21 protein-coding genes are annotated in these 20,777 nt (G+C 70.6%); 15 read left to right on the forward strand and 6 right to left on the reverse strand.

Annotation, left to right across the window (positions count from 1 at the left end; genetic code table 11):
• Window positions 1–56: 56 nt before the first annotated feature.
• The 9 genes from DW306_RS09090 (at window position 57) to DW306_RS09130 (ending at window position 8,659) form a co-directional block, all read left to right on the forward strand.
• Window positions 57–917 (forward strand): MurR/RpiR family transcriptional regulator, encoded by an 861-nt coding sequence (locus DW306_RS09090; RefSeq protein ID WP_136055279.1) that lies wholly within the window; start codon window positions 57–59, stop codon window positions 915–917.
• Between the two features lie 108 nt (window positions 918–1,025).
• Entirely contained in the window at window positions 1,026–1,982 is a 957-nt protein-coding gene (locus DW306_RS09095; RefSeq protein WP_136055280.1) for a helix-turn-helix domain-containing protein, read from the forward strand.
• A gap of 162 nt (window positions 1,983–2,144) precedes the next feature.
• A complete protein-coding gene (locus DW306_RS09100; protein ID WP_136055281.1) occupies window positions 2,145–2,933 on the forward strand; it encodes a MoaF C-terminal domain-containing protein in 789 nt (262 codons plus the stop codon).
• Between the two features lie 11 nt (window positions 2,934–2,944).
• Window positions 2,945–3,361, forward strand: a complete 417-nt coding sequence (locus tag DW306_RS09105; protein ID WP_136055282.1) for a nuclear transport factor 2 family protein — start codon at window positions 2,945–2,947, stop codon at window positions 3,359–3,361.
• A 48-nt stretch (window positions 3,362–3,409) separates the two neighbouring features.
• Window positions 3,410–4,579: an ABC transporter substrate-binding protein gene (locus DW306_RS09110; RefSeq protein WP_136055283.1), complete on the forward strand. Its 1,170-nt coding sequence runs from the start codon at window positions 3,410–3,412 to the stop codon at window positions 4,577–4,579.
• Between the two features lie 37 nt (window positions 4,580–4,616).
• Complete coding sequence (locus DW306_RS09115) at window positions 4,617–5,477, forward strand: branched-chain amino acid ABC transporter permease (RefSeq protein WP_136055284.1); 861 nt, start codon at window positions 4,617–4,619, stop codon at window positions 5,475–5,477.
• Entirely contained in the window at window positions 5,464–7,254 is a 1,791-nt protein-coding gene (locus DW306_RS09120; RefSeq protein WP_136055285.1) for an ATP-binding cassette domain-containing protein, read from the forward strand. The genes DW306_RS09115 and DW306_RS09120 overlap by 14 nt, the downstream gene beginning before the upstream one ends.
• Window positions 7,251–7,943: an ATP-binding cassette domain-containing protein gene (locus DW306_RS09125; RefSeq protein ID WP_136055286.1), complete on the forward strand. Its 693-nt coding sequence runs from the start codon at window positions 7,251–7,253 to the stop codon at window positions 7,941–7,943. Before DW306_RS09120 ends, DW306_RS09125 begins: the two co-directional genes overlap by 4 nt.
• A gap of 65 nt (window positions 7,944–8,008) precedes the next feature.
• Window positions 8,009–8,659, forward strand: a complete 651-nt coding sequence (locus DW306_RS09130; RefSeq protein WP_136055287.1) for an HAD-IA family hydrolase — start codon at window positions 8,009–8,011, stop codon at window positions 8,657–8,659.
• Window positions 8,660–8,673: 14 nt separating this feature from the next.
• Here DW306_RS09130 and DW306_RS09135 read toward each other — a convergent pair whose 3' ends face one another.
• The gene (locus DW306_RS09135; RefSeq protein WP_136055288.1) at window positions 8,674–9,489 is read right to left on the reverse strand and encodes an SDR family oxidoreductase; all 816 of its coding nucleotides are present in this window, start codon (window positions 9,487–9,489) and stop codon (window positions 8,674–8,676) included.
• Between the two features lie 71 nt (window positions 9,490–9,560).
• Window positions 9,561–10,376, reverse strand: coding sequence for an SDR family oxidoreductase (locus DW306_RS09140; protein WP_240747130.1), 816 nt, complete (start codon window positions 10,374–10,376; stop codon window positions 9,561–9,563).
• A 177-nt stretch (window positions 10,377–10,553) separates the two neighbouring features.
• Here DW306_RS09140 and DW306_RS09145 point away from each other — a divergent pair, with 177 nt between their 5' ends.
• From DW306_RS09145 to DW306_RS09170, 6 genes are read left to right on the forward strand one after another with little or no spacing between them, the layout of a single operon-like run.
• Window positions 10,554–12,008, forward strand: a complete 1,455-nt coding sequence (locus tag DW306_RS09145; protein ID WP_136055289.1) for an APC family permease — start codon at window positions 10,554–10,556, stop codon at window positions 12,006–12,008.
• Window positions 12,009–12,068: 60 nt separating this feature from the next.
• Window positions 12,069–12,908: a molybdenum cofactor biosynthesis F family protein gene (locus DW306_RS09150; protein WP_136055290.1), complete on the forward strand. Its 840-nt coding sequence runs from the start codon at window positions 12,069–12,071 to the stop codon at window positions 12,906–12,908.
• 1 nt (window position 12,909) lies between these two features.
• Entirely contained in the window at window positions 12,910–14,553 is a 1,644-nt protein-coding gene (locus tag DW306_RS09155) for an amidohydrolase (protein WP_136055291.1), read from the forward strand.
• A 28-nt stretch (window positions 14,554–14,581) separates the two neighbouring features.
• Window positions 14,582–14,938 carry a DUF202 domain-containing protein gene (locus DW306_RS09160; protein ID WP_136055292.1) on the forward strand — a complete coding sequence of 119 codons (357 nt, stop codon included), beginning with the start codon at window positions 14,582–14,584 and terminating at the stop codon, window positions 14,936–14,938.
• Window positions 14,935–15,288 (forward strand): DUF202 domain-containing protein, encoded by a 354-nt coding sequence (locus DW306_RS09165; protein WP_136055293.1) that lies wholly within the window; start codon window positions 14,935–14,937, stop codon window positions 15,286–15,288. The genes DW306_RS09160 and DW306_RS09165 overlap by 4 nt, the downstream gene beginning before the upstream one ends.
• An 8-nt stretch (window positions 15,289–15,296) precedes the next feature.
• On the forward strand, window positions 15,297–16,172 hold the full coding sequence (locus DW306_RS09170) for a formylglycine-generating enzyme family protein (RefSeq protein ID WP_205814131.1): 876 nt from the start codon (window positions 15,297–15,299) through the stop codon (window positions 16,170–16,172).
• A 22-nt stretch (window positions 16,173–16,194) separates the two neighbouring features.
• On the opposite strand, the gene DW306_RS09175 is transcribed toward DW306_RS09170, so the two are convergent.
• The 4 genes from DW306_RS09175 to DW306_RS09190 all read right to left on the reverse strand — a co-directional run.
• The gene (locus DW306_RS09175; RefSeq protein ID WP_205814130.1) at window positions 16,195–18,501 is read right to left on the reverse strand and encodes an arylsulfatase; all 2,307 of its coding nucleotides are present in this window, start codon (window positions 18,499–18,501) and stop codon (window positions 16,195–16,197) included.
• Window positions 18,502–18,506: 5 nt separating this feature from the next.
• A complete protein-coding gene (locus DW306_RS09180) occupies window positions 18,507–19,295 on the reverse strand; it encodes an ABC transporter ATP-binding protein (protein ID WP_136055296.1) in 789 nt (262 codons plus the stop codon).
• A complete protein-coding gene (locus tag DW306_RS09185; protein WP_136055297.1) occupies window positions 19,292–20,128 on the reverse strand; it encodes an ABC transporter permease in 837 nt (278 codons plus the stop codon). The genes DW306_RS09180 and DW306_RS09185 overlap by 4 nt, the downstream gene beginning before the upstream one ends.
• The coding region (locus DW306_RS09190) for an ABC transporter permease subunit (RefSeq protein WP_136055298.1) at window positions 20,128–20,777 on the reverse strand (650 nt) is incomplete at its 5' end. The genes DW306_RS09185 and DW306_RS09190, both read right to left, overlap by 1 nt.

The raw sequence follows: 20,777 nt of genomic DNA on the forward strand, positions 1-20,777 counted from the left end.
CATGAGCAGCGCATCATGAAACAATTGTTCACACCCGACCTCCGAACGGAGATGGCATGAGCATCCAGACGACGATCGCGACGGCCGCCGAGACACTGCCGCCCTCGCTCGCGCGGATCGCGCGCGTCGTCGGCGACGATCCGGTCAAGGTCACCGAGAGCACCATCACCGAGCTCGCGGCCGCCTGCGAGACCTCGGTCGCCTCCGTGGTGCGCTTCTGCCGGACGATCGGCCTGAGCGGATACCCCGCGCTGCGCATGGCCCTGGCGACCGAGCTCGGACGCGAATCCGCACAGCTCAGCTCTCCGTCGTGGTTCGGTTCGGAGATCGCCGTCGGCGACTCCCTGCGCGACGCCACCGCGAAGGTCGCCGCGCTCGAGGCCCTCGCGATCGAGGAGACCGTCGGAAACCTCGACTACGACGAACTCGAACGTGCCGTCGAGGCGGTCGACCAGGCCCAGCGGATCCTCCTGTTCGGCGTCGGCGCCAGCCGGCTCGTCGCCGACGACCTCGGCCACAAGCTGCTGCGCATCGGGCGCTCGGCGATCGTGCTCTCCGACGCTCACGAGGCGAGCGCCGCCGCCGCGCTGGGCGCCATGCGGTCCGTCGCGATCGGCTTCTCCAACTCCGGCACGACCACCGAGACGGTGCGCTTCCTCGAGGCGGCGCGATCCGCCGGAACGACGACGATCGGCCTGACGAGCGCGGCAGACAGCCCCCTCGGCCGGACGGCCGACCACACCCTGCTGACGCACGCCAGAGAGCCGCGCTTCCGCGCCGGCGCCATGGTGAGCCGCATCGCCCAGCTGACGCTCGTCGACTGCCTCTTCATCGGAGTGGCCCAGCGTCGGCACGCGCACACGGTGCACGCCCTCGAGCGCACGGCCGAAGCGACCCGCGCCCTTCGAGGCGAGTGAGCGCCGACACCGCGGGAAGATCGTGATCGCGTCCGGCTCCGCCGGTGATAACATCTCGGAACGGATCGTATACAACGTCGTCGTTCCCACCACCCGAGGTGATCAGTCATGAACGGTGCACCCGCTGCTCCCGCCGAATCAGTATCGACGCTCGTCGCGCGCAACATCAGCGACTTCCGCGCCGCCGTGTCGGAATCGTTCGTCCCCCTGCAGGTCACCAGCGGAGGCGCCGATCGCTTCCGCGGCGTGATCCGCGGAGCATCCGTCGATGAGGTGCACGTGACCGAGGTGCGCGCGACATCGCACGTGGTCGAACGCACGCCCGAGCTGATCGCCCGCAGCGACCATTCGTACTTCAAGGTCAGCCTGATGCTCGCCGGCACCGGGCTGCTCATCCAGGACGACCGCGAGGCCGTGCTGCAGGCGGGCGACCTCGCGGTCTACGACACCGACCGCCCGTACTCTCTCGTGTTCGACCAGGACTTCCGCACCATGGTCGTGATGTTCCCCAAGCACCTGATCAGCCTGCCCTCCGACATGATCGGCCAGCTCACCGCCGTGCGCATCTCCGGACAGGAGGGTCTCGGCGGCATGGTCGTGCCGTACCTGACGCAGCTGGCCGGCAACCTCGACCAGCTGGCCGGCACGACCGGTGCACGTCTGGCGCACAGCGCGCTCGACCTGGTGACGACCGTCTTCACCCGCGAGCTCGGACTCGACGAGGCCTCGGCCGACCCGCACCGGGCGCTCGTGCAGCGCATCCGGTCGCACATCGATCGCAACCTCGCCTCGACCGACCTCGGCCCGGCGTCCATCGCCTCCGCGCACTTCATCTCCACCCGTCACCTGCACGGGCTCTTCCAGGAGCAGGGCGTGACCGTCTCGACCTGGATCCGCACGCGCCGCCTCGAGCAGTGCCGGCGCGACCTGCTCGACCCGATGCTCGCCGATCGTCCGGTCGCCGCCATCGCCGCCCGCTGGGGCTTCGTGGATGCCGCGCACTTCAGCCGCGCGTTCAAGGCGGCCTTCGGGGCCTCCCCCAGCGAGTACCGCGCCGCCCACTGACGCCGCGCTTGCCCGGGAGGGCACGCCGGTTGACTCTCGGCGCGCGATGGTCGTCCTGCCCTTGAGGGGATGACGGGCCTGGACCGAGCATGAGGCAAGCGCACCGCGATGTCGCGGTGCCCGGGGCGATGAGGCCCCGCCGCGTGCGACGTCAGGACCTCCATGACCGACACCTCCCTCGACCCGGCGCTCGACGAATGGCGCACCTACGACGAGTTCGCCGCGGGGATCGACACCTATCGCCGGCCGAACGTGTCGTTGGCCGGCACGGCCCTCACCCTCACCCTCGACGACGGCTCCGCGCTGGAGCTGCGCTTCGACTCCGTCGCCGTCACGTGGGACGGATTCGACGCCTCCGGCACCGATCCCTACGATGCCGTCGCCGTGCGCGATGACGTCGTCTTCGTGAACATCCCGCTGGAGAGCCGCGAGCGCGAGGCGATCACCGTCGTCTTCTCACACACGACGCATCGCGCCACCGTCATCCGCTCCCGCATCGCCGCCGAGGCCGTCGAGGGCACCCCGCAGGTGGGCCAGGACTTCTGGGCCGCCACGACCGACGGCGGCCCGGCGACCGGCGACGTGCCCGGCCCGAGTCGCGACCTCATCGGCAAGCGCAACATCTACCGCTACAGCCCCGAGCACCTCTACGAGCACGTCTACATCTCGAGCCGGCGCTACGCCTGGCAGTGCCTGGAGGGTGTGCAGCGCGGCCACGGCGACATGGACCTGTCGACGGTCTGGAAGTTCGCCGAGGGCCTGTACCTCTTCTGCTTCCGCGAGTTCCGCATCGCCGTCGCCAGCGTCTGGCTGCACGACCTCGGCTATCAGCTGATGACGACGGGGATCTTCCTCGGCCTCAACGGCGCGGGCCAGGCCGAGCACTCCCGCGCCGGCGGCCACATCTACCCGCTGGGCTCCGTCGCCTACCCCGACGCCCAGCCCGTCTGAGGGAGACAGCGATGAACAACGCCGACATCATCCGCGATCACTACGCCGCCAGCGACCGCGGCGACCTCGACGGCATGCTCGCACCCCTCGCGCCCGACGTGCACTGGACCGAGGCCGCCGGCTTCCCGTACGCCGGCACGTACGTCGGACCGGATGCCGTCGCCCGGAACGTCTTCTCCCGCATCCAGGAGGACTGGGACGACTACACCGTCGCGATCGACGAGATCGTCGACGGGGGCGACGTCGTCGTCGGGATCGGCACCTATTCCGGAACGCACAGGCAGACCGGGCGCTTCTTCGCGGCGCGCGTCGCCCACGTCTGGCGTCTGGACGGCGGCAGCGTCGTCGCCTTCGAGCAGTTCACCGACACCGAGATGGTGAACCGCGCGCTGCGCACCCCTTCCGCAGACTCAGAGCCTCAGGGCTGAGCCGCAGCACCACACGCACGATCCGAATACACGAGAGGCAGGAATCACATGAACAAACGAGCATCCGGCACTGCGGCGCTCCTCGCCGTGGCAGCCCTCACCCTCGCCGGCTGCGCCGGCGGAGACGGCGGATCCGGCGGCGAGGGCGACCCGATCGTCGTCGGCTCCGTGAACACCATCAGCGGACCGGCGACCTTCCCGGAGGCCTCCCAGGCCGCCGCCGCCGTCTTCGACGCGTTCAACGAGGCCGGCGGCCTCGACGGACGCATGATCGACTACAAGATGCTCGACGACAAGGGCGATCCCGCGACAGCCACGGCATCCGCTCGCGAACTCGTCGGCAGCGACGGCGCCGTCGCGCTCGTCGGCTCCGCGAGCCTCATCGAGTGCGAGATCAACGCGAAGTACTACGAGCAGGAGGGCATCCTCTCGATGCCGGGCATCGGCGTCGACACCGGATGCTTCGCCAGCGACAACATCTCGCCGGCGAACGTCGGGCCGTTCAACGACATGACCTTGACGCTGCAGTACGGCTCCGAGGTGCTCGGCCTCGACGACATCTGCATCCTGCTCGAGATCGCCGGCTCCACGCGTCCGACCTACCAGGCCGCGATCGACAAGTGGACCGAGATCACCGGCAAGGAGCCGAAGTACGTCGACGACACCGTGCCGTACGGGGCATCCGACTACACGCCCTACATCGTCAAGGCGCGCGACCAGGGCTGCAAGGCGCTCGCCATCAACCCCGTCGAACCCGACGCGATCGGTCAGGTCAAGGCCGCGAACGCCCAGGGCTGGAACGACGTGACGTGGCTGTACCTGACCAGCGTCTACAGCGAGAACTTCGCCGACGCGATCGACGACGCCGGCGCCGGCATCTACGTGCCCGCCGAGTTCTACCCGTTCACGGACGACAACGAGATCAACGCCGACTGGCGCGCGCTGATGGAGTCCAACGACATCGCGCTGACGTCGTTCAGCCAGGGCGGATACCTCGCCGCGAAGTACTTCATCGAGGTGCTCGAGGGCATCGACGGCGACATCACCCGCGAGAGCGTCTCCGAGGCGCTCAAGGGCATGGATCCGATCGAGAACCCGATGGTGGGCACGCCCTACGCGTTCGGCACGCAGAACACCGCGGGCTGGCCGATCATCCTGAAGTCGGGCACCAACGCCTGGGAGAAGGTCTCCGAGGACTGGCTCCGCATCGGCGAGTAGCTCACCGTCCGCCGCCTTCGAATCGAAAGGACGCCTCATGCTGCAAGGCGCCATCGCCGGTCTCGCCGCCGGCGGCCTCTACGCCGTCCTCGGCGTGTGCCTCACCCTGATGTCGCGGCTCGTGCGGGTGGTGAACTTCGCCCAGGCCGCGACCGGGATGTTCGGCGCCTTCACGGCGGTGTGGTTCGTGCGCGAGCTCGGCCTGCCGATCTGGCTCGGCTCCGTGGTGGGCGTGCTGGTCGCCGGCCTGCTCGCCGCGGCGATCGGGTTCATCGCGGCGACCTGGCTGTCGGAGGCGTCCACGACGACGCGCTCGGCGATGACGGTCGGTCCGCTGCTGCTGCTCATCTCGATGTCGTTCATCCTGTTCGGGAACAAGCCGCAGCCGTTCACCCCGATCATCGCGGGCCCCGCGTTCTCGATCGGCGGCGTGGTGATCAGCCAGGTGACCGTCGCGACCGTGGCGATGGCGGTCATCACCGCGGTCGTGGTGCGCATCGTGCTGCGCCGCACCAGGGTCGGCACGCAGCTGCGGGCGCTCTCGGAGCGTCCGACCACGGCCGAGCTGCTCGGCATCCGCTCGCGTCCGCTGTCGATCGCGGTGTGGTTCGTGACCGGGGTCATCAGCGCGATCGCCATCATCATCGTCGCGCCGTCGCAGTCCAACGACGCGACGAGCCTGGCGATGCTCATCGTGCCCGCGGCCGCCGCGGCACTCCTCGGCGGGTTCCGCCGGCTCGACCTCGCCGTCGTCGGCGGCGTCGTGCTGGGAGTGCTCGGCGGCCTCGTCGCGCAGATCGACGAGGTCGCCCTGGTGCGCAACTTCCTCCCGTTCCTGTTCATCGTCGTCCTGCTGCTCTGGACGCAACGCAAGGAGGTGTGGGATGCCGCACGCTGACCGCCCCCGTTTCATCGAAGGGCGCGCGTTCCGGATCAGCTGGCCGTTCGCGGTCGCCGTCGCCGCGATCGGCGTCGGTGCGATCCTCAGCGCAGCGCTGCCCGGCTACTTCGTGTTCCTCGCCATCAGCGCGGTGATCGCGGCCATCGCGATCCTCGGGCTCGGGATCGTCACCGGGTCCGCGGGGATGATCGCGCTCTGCCAGCTGACGTTCGCCGCGGTCGGCGCCTGGATCGTGTCGCTGCTCAACGTGATGCAGGCGCCGGGCGGCTTCGTGGTGTGGCTCGTCGTCGGCGGCATCGGCGCCGGTCTCGTCGGCGTGCTCGTCGGGCTTCCGGCGCTGAGACTCCGCGGCGTGAATCTCGCCGTGGTCACCCTCGGATTCGCCGCGGCCGCCGACGTCACGCTCGTGCAGATCCAGTTCCCCGGTTCCGCCGACGGCACCGCGATCGAGCGCCCCTCGATGTTCTCCAACGACCGGCAGTTCTTCTTCCTGTCGATCGTCGTGCTGGCTCTCTGCGCGCTCGGCGTCTTCTTCCTGCAGCGCAGCCGATGGGGATCCAGCTGGAAGGCCGTCGCGTTCTCCGAGCGCGGCACCGCCGCGGCAGGTCAGAGCGTGCAGCTCGCGAAGCTCACCGCGTTCGCGGCATCCGCGGCTCTCGGCGGCATCGCGGGCGGGCTGCTCGCCGGACAGGTGCAGCTCCCGTTCGCGTCGAGCTTCACCCCGCTGCAGTCGCTCGCGCTGTACGTGCTCGCCATCATGTCGGGCGCGCACCTGATCGACATGGCGATCTTCGGCGGCATCCTGTGGGTGCTCGTCCCCGAACTGCTCAAGCGCTGGGGCATCCCGCAGGACTGGGGCTTCGTCGTCTTCGGCGTGCTCGGCGTGCAGGCGCTCACCAGCGGCACGAACCTCGGGCAGGGCATCCGCAACCTGTTCTACCGTCGCGCCGATCGGCGGACGACCGGCGCCGCCCTGTCGGCGCTTCCCGCGGATGCCGGAGCCGATGCCGCCGTCATCACCACCACCACGACGGCGACGGTCGACGACGCGGCGCTCGACGGGGCGCCCGTGCTGACCGTCGACGGGCTGACCGTGCAGTTCGGGGCCCTGAAGGCGCTCGACGACGTCTCGTTCCGGGTGCCGGCCGCCTCGATCATGGGTCTCATCGGACCGAACGGCGCGGGCAAGTCGACCTTCGTCGATGCGATCGGCGGGTTCCTGCCGAAGCACGGCGGACGCGTCCTGCTCGGGGACCGCGATCTCGCGGGCCTGTCCCCCACCCGCCGCGCCCGGCTCGGACTGCGTCGCACCTTCCAGCAGGATCGCGTGCCGCCGGCGCTCACCGTCGGCGCCTACGTGCGATTCGTCGCACGGCGCCGCCTCGCGGCATCCGACATCGACGAGGTGCTGGCGTTCTTCGGATGCCCACCGGCGCGCGCCCGGCTGTCGAGCGTCGACGTCGGCACCCGCCGGCTCGTCGAGGTCGCCGCGAACGTCGCCGCTCGTCCGCGGCTGCTGATCCTCGATGAGCCGGCCGCAGGGCTCTCCCACGACGAGCACCTGGCGCTCGCCGCCCGGCTGCGGGAACTGCCCGCACGATACGGCGTCGCGCTGATCATCATCGAGCACGACCTCGACCTCGTCCGCTCGGTCTGCCCGACTCTCACGGTGCTCGACTTCGGCCGCGTGATCGCCAGCGGACCGCAGGCCGAGGTCCTCGCGAACCCCGACGTCGTCAAGGCGTACATGGGAGAGACGGAGCTGTTGAAATGAGCGAACTCGTTCTCGACGGCGTGACCGTGAGCCGCGGTGCCGGCCCCGTGATCTCCGACGTCTCGCTGCGGGTGAGCGGCGGAGAGGTGCTGGCGCTCGTCGGTCCGAACGGCGCCGGCAAGACCAGCCTGATCGAATCGGTGTCGGGCGTGACCGCGCACTCCGCCGGGAGCATCTCGCTCGACGGCGAGCCGATCGACAAGCTGTCGCGGGTCGCCAGAGCGCGGCGCGGGATCGTGCACATCGAGCAGGGGCGCGCGGTGTTCCCCTCGCTCACGGTGCGGGAGAACATCTCGCTGACCGCGCGCACCGCCGCCGAGCTCGACGCCGCCCTCGCGCAGTTCCCCGAGCTCGAGAAGCGCATCGACTCGCCGACGGCGCTGCTCTCGGGCGGCGAGCAGCAGATGGTCGTGCTCGCGCGCGCCTTCGCCGCGAAACCCCGCATCCTGCTGATCGACGAGATGTCGCTGGGGCTCGCGCCCGTGGTCTTCCTCCGGTTGATGCCGATCGTGCGGTCGATCGCCGAGTCCGGCGTCGGGGTGCTGCTGGTCGAGCAGTTCACCCAGCTCGCCCTGGGCCTCGCCCGCGAGGCCGTCGTCGTCGCGGGCGGCCGGGTGTCGTTCCAGGGGACGTCCGAGAAGCTGCGCGCCGACCCCGACCTGCTGCACCGCGCCTACCTGGGCGGGTGACGGCATCCGCCCTCCCGTCGAGCGGCCCGGCGAGAGCGAGGGGTGCGGGGAGCTACCCTGAAGGGGTGACCGAAACGATTCGAACCCGCGCCGTCCTCCTCGACATGGACGGCACTCTCGTCGACTCGACAGCAGTGGTCGAGCGACTCTGGCTGGCCTGGGCGGAACCGCACGGCCTCTCCCCGCAGCACGTGCTCAGCGTCGTGCACGGCCGCCAGGGCCACCAGAGCATGGCCATCATGCTGCCGGAGCGCGATCATGCGATCAACCTCCGCGAGAACGACGCGATGCTCGCGACCGAGACGAGCGACGTCGACGGCGTGATCGCGATCGCCGGGGCCGGCGATCTGCTCGACGCCCTGGCCGGACACCCGCATGCGATCGTCACCTCGGCGAACGTGGCCTTGATGACCGCGCGGATGCAGGCGGCCGGACTCGCGGTGCCGGTCTCGGCCGTCACCGCGGAGAACGTCTCGGCATCCAAGCCCGACCCCGAGGGCTTCCTCCTCGGGGCGAGCCTGCTCGGCATCGACCCCGCCGACTGCGTCGTGTTCGAGGATTCCGGCGCCGGCATCCAGGCGGGTCTCGCCGCCGGGATGCGCGTGATCGGCGTCGGGAAGCACGCGGCGGCGCACGATCCGACGTATCTCGTCGACGACCTGACGCAGGTCGCGGTCGTGCCGGCCGACGACGGCTTCGATCTCGTCATCGGCTGAGCAGGACCACTCCCCTACATGCCGGCGTGATCGAACGCGATCGTGGGCACATCGACCACGTGCGAGCCGCCGTCGGCGACGATGACCGCGCCCGTGATGTACGACGACTCCCCCGACCCGAGGAAGCGCACGACCGACGCGATCTCGGCAGGGCGGGCCGGGCGACGCAGCGGCACATCGGCCGTCACCGTCGCGTAGGCCTCCTCGCGGGACTCCAGTCCGGCGTGCGTCGCGAACTCGTCCATCTCGTCGTCGGCCATCGGCGTCTGCACCCACCCCGGGCACACCGCGTTCACACGCACGCCGTGCCGGCCGTAGTCGCGGGCGAGCGTGCGGGTGAGACCGATGAGGGCGTGCTTGCCGACCGTGTAACCGGCCACCGACGGCCCCGCGAAGAGCCCGGCGAGTGACGAGACGATCACGATCTGCCCCTTGGACTCGATCAGCGCGGGCAGCGACTCGCGCGCCATGACGAACGCGGTCGTGAGGTTCGCGCGGATCGCCGCGTCCCAGCTGGCGTCATCGGTGTCGGCGACGGGAGAGAACCCGTGACCGCCCGCGTTCGCGACCAGCACGTCGATGCGGCCGAACGTCGCCAGCACCTCGGCGACCGCAGCCTTCGCGGAGGCCGTGTCGGCCGCATCGGCGACGACGACGTGCGCCCCGACGGCCCGCTCGACCTCGTGCAGCGGCTCGGGACGTCGGCCGACGACCACGACATGCGCGCCCTCGGCGGCGTAGCGCTCCGCGATGGCGGCGCCGATTCCCGTGCCGCCGCCGGTGATCACGACGACGCGTCCGGAGACCGTCGATCCGACTGCGAGTCCCATGTCTTCTCCTTCAAGGTGGATCGTTGCGTGTGGATGGAGTGTGCGGATGGATGTGTGCGGAGGGACGCGCGCTACGCCGGGAACCCCGAACGGGCGGTGTACCCGAAGTCGCTGAGCAGACTCGTGCCGCTGATCGCCCTGCTGCGCGGCGAGACCAGGTAGACCACGTGAGCGGCCACCTCCGCCGCGGTCTGCACGGGAAATCCCGGGTCGTCGAAGGCGGCGGAGCCGAGGTCCCCGCGACTCATCGGCGTGTCGACGATCGACGGCGCCACCGCGTTCACCCGCACACCCGTGCCCGCGAGGTCGACCGACAGTGCTCGCCCGAACTGCACCAGCGCCGCCTTCGACGCGCAGTACGGCGCCATCCCCGGCGACGCGACGAACGCCGAATCGCTCGCGAGCAGGACGACGGATGCCGCGGCCGCGGCGCGCAGCGCCGGGAGCGCGTGCTTGAGCACGAGGAACGCTCCGGTGACGTTCACGGCGAACACGGCGTTCCACGCGGCGAGGTCCGTCTCCTCGATCGCGGTTCCGACCGGGCCCGAGACCCCGGCGCAGCACACGACGGCATCGAGTCGGCCCAGCGCCGCGACACCGGTCGCCACCGCCGTCCGCACCTGCTGCTCGTCGGTCACGTCCGCGACGAGGACCAGCGCGTCGCGGCATCCGTCCGCCGTCTCGGCGAGGGCCGCGGCGTCACGGTCCAGGAGCGCCACGCGCACGCCCTCTGCGGCGAGCGCGAGAGCCGTGGCGCGGCCGATCCCGCTCGCCGCTCCGGTGATGAGGGCGGTCGTCCCCTCCAGCTGCAGATCCATGTCGTCCTTCGGAGCGCCGCCGGGCACGAGGGTCCGTGCCGGTGAGGACGGCGGTGTCGTCCTGGTCATCCTGCTCCCCCTCTGCCGGGTCGCGACCGACGACCGTCGGGGTGTGCACGCTCGCACCATCGTCTTTCGCTCAGGGTCAAGTGCGAGCGCGACCGCGCGAGCAGACTCGCTCTATCGACGATTCCCCTCGTCGTCGGTGGCCGTGCGAGCACGGCCGTCCCTAGCAAAGGAGCCGATGTGGCCGACCCGACCTCTGCGTCCTCGACGCAGACCCGCACCACCCTCCGACCCGGCGCCCTCGGCGTGGCGGGCATCGTCTTCCTCGTGCTCGCCGCGGTCGCCCCGCTGACCGGGATCGTCGTCGTCGCCTCGCTCGCGATCGCGCTGGGCAACGGCGGGGGCACGCCGATGTCGTTCTTCCTGGTCGCGGTGATCCTGCTGCTCTTCGCGATCGGCTACGCGCAGATGTCGAAGCAGCTCGTCAACGCGGGCGGCTTCTACGCGTTCGTCGTGAAGGGTCTCGGTCGCACCGGCGGGCTCATCGCCGGCCTCATCGCGACGCTCGGCTACAACTTCTTCGTCGTCGGCACGATCGGCACCAGCGGCTTCTTCATGCAGAACATCATCCGCGACCTCACCGGACTCGACGTGCACTGGCTGATCTGGGGCCTGCTCTCGATCGTGGTGTGCTTCGTGCTGGCACGGGTCGGCGTCGATTTCAGCTCGAAGGTGCTCGGCGTCTGCCTGGTGCTCGAGGTGCTGATGCTCGTCGTCTTCGACATCTCTGTGCTGGTGCAGACCGGGTACGACCTGGGGGCCTTCAGCCCGGAGGCGGTGTTCTCGGGTTCGCTGCCGATCGGTCTGCTGCTCGCCGCGACCGGGTTCCTCGGCTTCGAGGCGACGGCGCTGTTCAGCGAGGAGGCGAAGCAGCCTCTGCGCACGATCCCCCGGGCCACGTACACCTCGATCATCGCGATCGGCGTGATCCTCGGTGTCACGACCTGGGCCGTGGTGAGCGCCACCGGGGTCGCGCAGGCGCAGGCGACCGCGCTCGAGCACCTGCCGACCGGCGACCTCATCTTCTCGATCTCCCAGCAGTACCTCGGCGGTCCGCTCACGACCGTGATGATGGTGCTGCTCCTGGTGAGCCTGTTCGCGGCGATGCTGGCGTTCCACAACTCGGCCACGCGCTACCTCTACTCGCTCGGACGGGCACGGATCCTGCCGCACGCGCTCTCCCGCACCCGCGCGAACGGAGCCCCGCAGCTCGCCGGCATCGTGCAGGCGTCGTTCTCCGCCGTCGTCGCGATCGTCTTCGCCCTCGCCGGCGCGGACCCCATCCTCACGCTGGTCCCCGCGATGCTCGGCTTCGGCACGTTGAGCGTGCTGATCCTGCAGGGCCTCGCCGCGATCTCGATCGTGGTGTACTTCCGTCGTGCCGGGGATCCGCGCTGGTGGAGCACCTTCATCGCCCCCGGCATCGGCTTCCTCGGCATCGCGACGATCTCGGTGCTCGCCGTCGTCAACTTCAACATCGTCGCCGGATCCGAAGAGCTCGCGATCCGCCTCATGCCGCTGCTGCTCGTCGTCGCCCTCATCGGCGGCATCGTGTACGGCGTGTACCTGAAGCGCTCGAAGCCCGCCGTCTACGACGGCCTCGCCACCGACCTGGAGAAGTTCAGCACTCGCTGACCTTCCCCCGACACCCCGTCTCCACCCCGCCTCCACCCCGTCTCCGAGCAAAGGAACGCAATGACCACGCTGAATCCCGCCGACACCTCGACCTGGCTGCCGCTGGAGGGCCTGGCTCCCGGCTTCGACGCGAACAAGGCGCCGCACAGCACCGCGCTCAGCGGTCGCGAGATCACCGTGGTCGATGCCCGCGGCACCCGCATCGTGCACCGGTTCGACGACACGACCGTCGCGTGGGACTACCGGCCCGGCGCCGAGGATCCGACCGAGGCTGCGGCCGACACCGACGACTACGAGGCCTTCGAGGTCGACGACGACCTGTTCTTCGTGCAGTTCCACCACCGGTACCTGCCGAACGAAGCCGTCTCGCTGGTGCTCGACCTTCGCCAGGGTCGCGCACTCGCGGTGATCTCCGTGATCCTGCCCGCGCCCGAGAAGGGGCGCACCCGGGTGCAGCACGTGTTCGCACCCGGCGTCATCGAGGGCGCCGAGGTGTCGGGTGCCGAGGCCGCACCGACGACGACCCTCATCGGACGCCGCGTCGAGTGGATCTACAGCACCGAGCACGCCTACGAGCACGTCTACCTGTCGCCGCGCTGGTACTCCTGGCAGTGCCTCGCCGGCCCGGAGCGCGGTCTCGCCGACACCGACGAGAACAGCGTGTGGGAGATCCGCCCCGGCATCTACATCTTCGCCTGGCGCGAGAAGGTCATCCCCTGCGCCTCGGTCACGATCGCCGATCACCGCGACGTCAACGCGATCCGCTCGCACGGCGTGCTGTTCGGCCTCGACGAGTCGGGCGAGGTGCCGACGCACTTCACCTTCGGCGCACACGGCCGGCTGCTGTCGACCACGCTGCACACGCCGGAGCTCGAGCCGGCGACCTTCGGGGACGCCTGAGATGGCGGCGCCCGCCGACCTCATCGTCACCGCTTCCGTGATCCGCACCGCCGACCGGACGAATCCGGTCGTCGAGGCCTTCGCCGTGCGCGACGGGCGGGTCCTCGCCGTCGGGTCGCGGGCGGAGGTCGCGGCGCTCGGCGGTCCGGACACCCGGACGCTCGAGGTCGGCGACGCCGCCGTCTACCCCGGTTTCGTCGATGTGCACAACCATCACGCGCTCGCCGGACGCACCGAGCTGTTCGAGCTCTCGCTGCCCCCGTCGCTGTCGCTCGACGAGATCCTGGACCGCGTCCGCGAGAAGGCGGAGGGGCTGCCGGAGGACGCCTGGATCATCGGGGGCGTCGTGGCGACCACGCTCCTGCCGAGCCTGGCGAACACGGCCGCGCGACTCCGGCTCGACGACGCCGCCGGCGGACGGCCGGTGGTGATCGTGGAGGACTCGCGCCACAACCGCTGGGCGAACACCCGCGCGCTGGAGCTCGCCGGCATCACCGTCGACAGCATCCCCTCCTCCGGCGTCACGATCCTCGACCCGGACGACGGCACGCCGACGGGCGTGCTGCTGGAAGCCGCCGGCATCCCCGTGCAGGAGGCGTACGACCGCACCGGCGGGCTCACGTCCGCCCAGCACGTCGCCGCGTCGCGGCGCGGGGTGGAGCTGCTCAACTCGTTCGGCATCACCGCCTTCCAGGACGCCGGGGTCTCGGTCGAGATCCTCGACGCCCTGGCGACGCTCGACCGCGCCGACGAACTGCAGGCCTGGGTGGTGTCGTCGCTGCTCATCAACGACGAGATCTTCGGATTCGATCCGATCGGCGAGCCGCTCATCGCCCGCGGCGAGGAGTTCCGCACGGCGCACCATCGCCCGGACTTCGTGAAGATCTTCCTCGACGGCGTCCCGCCGTCGAGGACCGCGTCGTTCCTGGAGCCGTACCTGGCGGATGCCGCGCACGGCGCGCACTTCCACGGCGAGACCACGATGACCTTCGACGAGCTGCACGGATGGCTGCGCACGGTCGCCGAGCGCGGTCTCGGAGCCAAGGTGCACTGCACCGGCGACGGGTCGGCACGGCTGGTGCTGGATGTCGCCGAGAAGCTGCGCGCCGAGGGATTCTCGACCCCGATCCAGATCGCGCACGGGCAGTTCCTCGCCGAGTCCGACATCCCCCGGCTGCAGGCGCTCGATGTCTCCGCCGACATCTCGCCCTTCATCTGGTTCCCGGGCGTCATCCCCCAGGCCCTCGCCGAGGTGCTCGGCGAGCGTGCGGAGCACTCGCAGCCCAACCGCGCCCTCCTCGACGCCGGCGCCCTGGTGGCCGGCGGCTCCGACTGGCCGGTGAGCGAGTCCCCGAACACGCTCGAGGGCCTGCAGGGGCTCGTCACGCGCGCCGACCCGCTCGGCCGCGCGCCCGGCGTGCTGTGGCCGGAGCAGGCCATCACCGCCGAGGAGGCGCTCGAGGTCTTCACCATCAACGCGGCGACCGCGATGGGGCTCGGCGCGGAGACGGGTTCGCTGACGCCCGGCAAGTCCGCCGATTTCGTCGTGCTCGCGCGTGATGCGATCGCCGGTCCCGCGGAGGAGATCGTGCACACCGAGGTGGTCGCGACGTGGTTCGCCGGCCGCCCCGTGTACACCCGCTGAGCGCGTCGCCCACGGATACGATGAAACGATGCGACGTTTCCCTGCTTCCGTGTACGGCGTCGGCGAGGAGCCTGATCCGCGCTTCTCGCTGGCGAACGAGCGGACCTTCCTCGCGTGGACGCGCACGGCGCTCGCCCTGATCGCCGGCGGCGTCGCGCTCGAGGTGCTGGGACTCGACCTGCACCCCGGTCTGCGTCTCGCCGCATCGATGCTGCTGATGATCGCCGGCACGGCCGTCGCGCCGCTCGCCTGGTGGGAGTGGATGCGCGCCGAGCGGGCGCTGCGACAGTCGAAGCCCCTGCCCGGGGCGTTCTCGGCCGTGCTGCTCGCGATCGTCGTCGTGGCGGTCGGGGGGCTCGTCATCGCCGGCGTGCTGTGGCGATGACCGATCGCGCGCTCTTCGACCCCGGGTTGCAGCCCGAGCGCACCGAGCTGGCCTGGCGGCGCACCGCCCTCGCCGTCGCCATCGGGTCGCTGCTGTCGTTGCGCGTCCTTCCGCTCGCGCTGCCCCCGTCGGCCGAGGCCTGGGGGTTCGCGCCCGGGCTTCTCGGTCTCCTGGCGGCATGCGGCCTGTGGCTCGCCGCGCGTCGCCGCCAGCTCCGGGTGAGCGCGGTCCTGACCGGCGCGTCGCACGGCGAGGCTCCCGGCGGCGGCCTGCTGGCCGCCCTCACGGCGCTGGGCACCGGGTTCGGCGTGATCGCCGTCGTCTTCGTGCTGGTCTCGGTGCTGTCGTGACCACGGGCATGATCCGGGTACCCGGAGGACGGCTGCGGATGGGTGCGACGGAGTTCTATCCGGAGGAGGGCCCGATCGTCGAGGTCGAGGTCTCGGCGTTCGAGCTCGACGAGCATCCGGTCACCAACGCCGACTACCTCCGGTTCGTGACGGGGACCGGGTACGTGACGGTCGCCGAGCAGCCGCTGGATCCCGCGCTCTTCCCCGGCGCCGATCCGGCGACCCTCGTTCCCGGCGGCCTGGTCTTCACGCCCACCCCCGGTCCGGTGGATCTCGCCGATTGGCGTCGCTGGTGGCGGTGGCAGCCCGGAGCGCACTGGCGCGCTCCGGAGGGGCCCGGCTCGGGCATCGACGACCGCCTCGCCCATCCGGTCGTCCAGATCGCGTTCGAGGATGCCGTCGCCTACGCCGCATGGGCGGGGAAGCGTCTCCCGACCGAGGCCGAATGGGAGTGGGCGGCTCGCGGCGGACTGGTCGGAACGCGCTTCGCCTGGGGCGAGGAGCTTCGCCCGGGAGACGTGCTCATGGCGAACACCTGGCAGGGCGACTTCCCGTACCGCAACACCGGCGCGGACGGTTGGGTCGGCACCTCGCCGGTCGGATCGTTCCCCGCGAACGGCTACGGCCTGCGCGACATGATCGGCAACGTCTGGGAGTGGACGGCAGACGCCTGGTCGCCGCGGCACGGCATGGCGCCGACGGTGCAGCCGGGCGAACGGGCGAACCTCTTCGCGGCGGATGCCGCGGGTCCCGGCCGCCGCGTCACCAAGGGCGGATCGCACCTGTGCGCCCCCGAGTACTGCGTGCGCTACCGTCCCGCCGCGCGCAGTTCGCAGACCGAGGACTCCGCGACCACGAACCTCGGCTTCCGCTGCGCCCTCTGAACTCCCCGTCGCCGGGCGCGGCTCAGTCCGCGATCCGCTGCACCGCCCGGCCGACCTCGCGCAGCACCGTCGCGTCGTGCGAAGAGCGCGGCCCGGGGATGTAGCGCACCGAGGTGAGTGCCCCGCCCCGGAACGGGTAGGAGCGGTGATCCTCGTGCAGGTCCCAGTCGACGGGGCCTCCGTAGTCGTACCCGACGCTGATGCCCGTGAACGGCGCCATGCCCAGCAGCATCGGCACGCTCCGGATGCCGGCCTCCTCGATGTCGTCGACCTCGAGGACGATGCGCCACCGGAGGTCGGGCAGCTCGTCGAACCGTGCGACCAGCCGGTGCGCGCCCGGTTCGAGCCGACGTCCCCGCTCCCGGTGCATCACCCCGTAGGCGTTGTACACGATCAGCGGCGCCTGCGCGTCGATCGCGAGCAGATATCCCCCGCCCTGGTCGCCGTGGGCCACGATCACGCCTGCGGCGTCCGCCGTCACCTCGAGGGCGATCTCGACCGCGAAAGAGCGCAGCACGGTGAGCTTCGACGAGCGGAACCGTTCGAGCGGCGGGCGGAACGGGGTGAGCGACACGGGTGCGGACAGCGGCTCCTCGGTGTCGGGTCGGAGCCGGAACATCGACCCGTCGTCATCCAGGGGGAACACCGTGTTGCGCCAGGCGTCCTCATGCCAGCGGGCCGCCAGCTGTGCGACGCGCTCGGGCATCGACGCCGCGAGGTCCACCGTCTCGGTGGGGTCGGCCGCGAGATCGTAGAGCTCCCAGGTTCCGCCTTCCGCACCCTCCTCCTTCGTCGGCACGAGCGGTGAGAGCGCCTTCCACCGCCCGTCGACGATCGCCCGACGCCCCACGCATTCGAAGTACTGGCTCTCCCGTCCGTCGGCCGCGGGATCCGTCAGCACCCCGAGGATGCTGCCTCCGTCCATCTCGAGGGCGGGCGCACCCGCCCGCTCCTCGAGCGCCGGCACGCCGGCGAGCTCGAGCAGGGTCGGCGCGAGGTCGGCCACGAACACGAACTGGTCGCGCAGCCCGCGAGCCATCTCGGAGCCCGGCCAGGAGATGATCAGCGGCGCATGCACGCCGCCCTCGTAGGTGGTGGCCTTGAAGGATCGGAACGGGGTGTTCGACACCCGCGCCCACCCGGTTGGATACTGTCCGAAGACGCGCGGGCCCCCGATGTCGTCGACGTCGCGCGGGACGTCGGTCACCCATCCCTCCGGCATCCCCCCGTGCGTGCCGAACTGCGCGAAGTAGCTGCGCGTTCCGGTGGGCCCTCCCTCGGCGGTTCCCCCGTTGTCGCTCGCGAGCACCACGATCGTGTTGTCGCGCTCGCCACTGCGCTCGAGCCTCTCGAGCAGACGCCCGACGCTCTGGTCGATCTCATCGACGGCCGCGGCGTAGACCTCCATGTGCCGCGCGAACAGCAGGCGGTCCTCTTCGCTCAGCGTCTCCCACGCAGGGATCCGGTCGCCGTCCGCGATCGGATCCTCAGGCAGGGCCGTGTGCGCGGGAACGATGCCGCGCTCGCGCTGCCGGGCGAACCGCTCGGCACGCAGGGCGTTCCACCCCGCCTCGTAGCGGCCGCGGTACTTCTCGATGTCGGGATCCTTCGCCTGGATCGGGCCGTGCACCGAGGTGTGCGCGTAGTAGAGGAAGAACGGCTTGTCGGGCTCGTTCACCCGCAGGTCGTCGATCATCCCGATGGCCCGGTCGGTGAGCTCGTCGGTGAGGAAGAAGCCCTCGGGGAACTCGCGCACGTCGACCACCGAGTTGTCCTGCACCAGGCGGTGCGGGTGATGCAGAGACGTGAATCCGTCCATGCTCCCGAAGTAGCGGTCGAAGCCGCGCTGCAGCGGCCAGGTCGAACGGTCCGCGCCGTCGTGCAGGCGCGACTCGAGGGTGAGGTGCCACTTGCCGACCATGAAGGTCGCGTAGCCGCCCGCGCGCAGCGATTCCGCCAGGGTCGGCGCCGCGTCCGGAAGCTCGCAGCTGAATCCGGGATAGCCGGGATCGATGTGCGCGACGAACCCGAAGCCCGCGCGATGAGGGTTGAGGCCCGTGAGCAGCGCCGCACGCGCCGGCGAGCACATCGGGGCTGTCCGGTAGTTGGTGAACACCCAGCCGTCGGCGGCGACCGCGTCGATGTGCGGCGTGTCGATCTCGCTCCCGAACGGGCCGAGGTCGCTGAAGCCGAGGTCGTCGATGAGCATCACGATGATGTTGGGCGCCTGCGGTCGCGCCCGACCGGGCTGCGGCCACCAGGGCTCGGAATCCGAGGTGAACTCCTCCGCCCGGCCCTCGAACCCCTCGTAGCCGCGCTTCTCGGGCACCGGCACTAGCCCGCCTTCCGGATCAGCTCGAAGATCATGGTGCGGAGCGCTGCGAACGCCGGGAGCGCACGCGTCGTCAGCTGATCCCGTGGCCCGCCGAAGTCGACCTCGATGATCTCGGTGACCTTCGCCGGCCGCTCGCCCAGCACGACGACCCGGTCGGAGAGGTAAACGGCCTCGTCGATGTCGTGCGTGACGATGACGATGGTCATGCCGAACTGCTCGCGGATGCGCAGGCAGAGGTCTTCGAGCTCGAAGCGCGTCTGCGCGTCGACCGAGGCGAACGGCTCGTCCATCACGAGAACCTCGGGGCGGTAGGCGATGGCGCGTGCGATGGCGACGCGCTGCTGCATGCCGCCGGAGAGCTGCCAGGGGAACTTCGTCTCCGCTCCGGCGAGGCCGACCGCGGCGAGCGCGTCGGTGATGCGCTTCTCGCGCTCGGCGTTCGACAGCCGCAGGTGCTTCAGGGGCAGGCGCACGTTCTTCTCGACCGTGAGCCAGGGCATCAGCGAACGGGTGTACTCCTGGAAGACCAGCGCCATCTCCTCGGGCGGGCCGTCGATCACCACGCCGTCGATGGCCGCGCTGCCGGCGGTGATGCTCTGCAGACCGCTGAGGCACTTGAGGAGCGTGGTCTTGCCGATGCCGGACGGCCCGACGATGCAGCACACCTCTCCGACGCGCACGTCGAAGGTGAGGTCGGCGATCACCTCGACGGGGCCGCTCTTGGTGGGATACGACTTCGCGAGGCCGTCGACGCTGAGGCGGACGGGCGCGGGTGCGGTGGTGGTCATGAGTTCTTCTCCTGCTGTTGGGAGGCGATGTACCAGCGCAGCACGCGGCGCCGGAAGAGGGTGAACAGGGCGGTCGCCGCGTACCCGATGATGCCGAGCACGAGGATCCCGGCCCACATGTCCGGGATGGCGAACGACTGCTGCGCGAGCAGCGTGGCCGCCCCGAGCCCGGTCGACGACCCCAGCATCTCGCTGGCGATCATCACGACGAAGGCGGTGATCAGGCTCACCTGCATGCCGGAGAGGATGCGGGGACTCGCGGCGGGGAGGGTGACCGACAGGAGCCGGTCGCGTGCGCTGAGCCGGTAGACCCGGCTGACCATCTCGAGGGTGGGCTCCGCGGCGCGCACCCCGTCGATCGTGGAGATGAGGATCGGGAAGACCGCGGCGAGCGTGATCGAGAGGATGCGGGTCTCGTTGCCGAATCCGATCAGCGAGACGAAGATCGGCACCAGGGCCACCGGGGGGATCGCCCGGAAGAAGTGGATCGTCGGCTCGGCGAACCAGCTCAGCGGTCGCACGAGGCCGAAGACGAGGCCGAGCAGCACGCCGATCACGGTCGCGAGCAGGAACGAGGCGACGAGATTCCCCACCGAGGAGGCGACATCGCCCCAGAAGACCGGTGTCTGCGCGAGCTGCACGAGCCGCTCGAGGATCCGCTGCAGCGGCGGGAAGAACGTGTTGGTCGATGCGGCCGAGCCGAACCACCACAGCGCGAGCAGCAGCACCGGCACGGCGATCTCCGCACCGATGAGCACGCTCCGGGGCGTGGTGCCGAGACCCTGTCGGCGGGAGAGACGGGTGCGGGTCTGGATCGAGGACGTGAGCGTCATCACACCACCTGCTTCCGGTATTGCGGGTGCCAGTGCAGCAGTCGCCGCTCACCCCACTGGCTGAGCCCCTGGATCAGCAGGCCGAGGATCCCGAGGATCAGGACGTACGCGAACAGCTGGGCCTGGTTCCCGGCGAGCTGCGAGAGCAGCAGACTCTGTCCGAGTCCGGGCCCGCCGCCGAGAAGGCCGGCCACCACGGCGACGACGAGGGCGGTCGGCGCCGCGACCCTGATCGCGGTGCCGATGTAGGGAAGCGCGCTCGGCAGAACGATGCGTCCGAGGATCTCGGCGCGTCCCATGCCGTAGGAGAGGCCCGTCGCGCGGGCGACCGGATCCGTGTCGAACACGCCGGCGGATGCCTGCACGGCGATCGCGATGAAGCATCCGAAGAAGACCAGGAAGATGCCCATGTTCCAGGTCGGCCCGAGCACCAGCACGACGACGGGCAGGATGACGATCGGCGGGATGGGCTTCAGGAACTCGAGCGGCACCCTTGTGGCGTGCATGGCCAGCGGCGAGGCGCCGATGGCCACACCCAGCCCGACGCCGACGACGATCGCCAGCAGGAGGCCGCCGAGCGCCATGGTCAGCGTGTCGCCGAGGGCGCTCCAGGTCGCGGCGTCGGCGAGGAGCCGGGCGGCCTCGCCGA

This window comes from Microbacterium sp. K24, from assembly GCF_004794465.1.
GTDB lineage: Bacteria > Actinomycetota > Actinomycetes > Actinomycetales > Microbacteriaceae > Microbacterium.

What these genes read in the sequence shown, in the direction of transcription:
- DW306_RS09090 (WP_136055279.1), top strand. Translation starts at nt 57, where the DNA reads ATGAGCATCCAGACGACGATCGCGACGGCCGCCGAGACACTGCCGCCC.
- DW306_RS09095 (WP_136055280.1), top strand. Translation starts at nt 1,026, where the DNA reads ATGAACGGTGCACCCGCTGCTCCCGCCGAATCAGTATCGACGCTCGTC.
- DW306_RS09100 (WP_136055281.1), top strand. Translation starts at nt 2,145, where the DNA reads ATGACCGACACCTCCCTCGACCCGGCGCTCGACGAATGGCGCACCTAC.
- DW306_RS09105 (WP_136055282.1), top strand. Translation starts at nt 2,945, where the DNA reads ATGAACAACGCCGACATCATCCGCGATCACTACGCCGCCAGCGACCGC.
- DW306_RS09110 (WP_136055283.1), top strand. Translation starts at nt 3,410, where the DNA reads ATGAACAAACGAGCATCCGGCACTGCGGCGCTCCTCGCCGTGGCAGCC.
- DW306_RS09115 (WP_136055284.1), top strand. Translation starts at nt 4,617, where the DNA reads ATGCTGCAAGGCGCCATCGCCGGTCTCGCCGCCGGCGGCCTCTACGCC.
- DW306_RS09120 (WP_136055285.1), top strand. Translation starts at nt 5,464, where the DNA reads ATGCCGCACGCTGACCGCCCCCGTTTCATCGAAGGGCGCGCGTTCCGG.
- DW306_RS09125 (WP_136055286.1), top strand. Translation starts at nt 7,251, where the DNA reads ATGAGCGAACTCGTTCTCGACGGCGTGACCGTGAGCCGCGGTGCCGGC.
- DW306_RS09135 (WP_136055288.1), bottom strand. Translation starts at nt 9,489, where the DNA reads ATGGGACTCGCAGTCGGATCGACGGTCTCCGGACGCGTCGTCGTGATC.
- DW306_RS09140 (WP_240747130.1), bottom strand. Translation starts at nt 10,376, where the DNA reads ATGACCAGGACGACACCGCCGTCCTCACCGGCACGGACCCTCGTGCCC.
- DW306_RS09150 (WP_136055290.1), top strand. Translation starts at nt 12,069, where the DNA reads ATGACCACGCTGAATCCCGCCGACACCTCGACCTGGCTGCCGCTGGAG.
- DW306_RS09155 (WP_136055291.1), top strand. Translation starts at nt 12,910, where the DNA reads ATGGCGGCGCCCGCCGACCTCATCGTCACCGCTTCCGTGATCCGCACC.
- DW306_RS09160 (WP_136055292.1), top strand. Translation starts at nt 14,582, where the DNA reads ATGCGACGTTTCCCTGCTTCCGTGTACGGCGTCGGCGAGGAGCCTGAT.
- DW306_RS09165 (WP_136055293.1), top strand. Translation starts at nt 14,935, where the DNA reads ATGACCGATCGCGCGCTCTTCGACCCCGGGTTGCAGCCCGAGCGCACC.
- DW306_RS09170 (WP_205814131.1), top strand. Translation starts at nt 15,297, where the DNA reads ATGATCCGGGTACCCGGAGGACGGCTGCGGATGGGTGCGACGGAGTTC.
- DW306_RS09180 (WP_136055296.1), bottom strand. Translation starts at nt 19,295, where the DNA reads ATGACCACCACCGCACCCGCGCCCGTCCGCCTCAGCGTCGACGGCCTC.
- DW306_RS09185 (WP_136055297.1), bottom strand. Translation starts at nt 20,128, where the DNA reads ATGACGCTCACGTCCTCGATCCAGACCCGCACCCGTCTCTCCCGCCGA.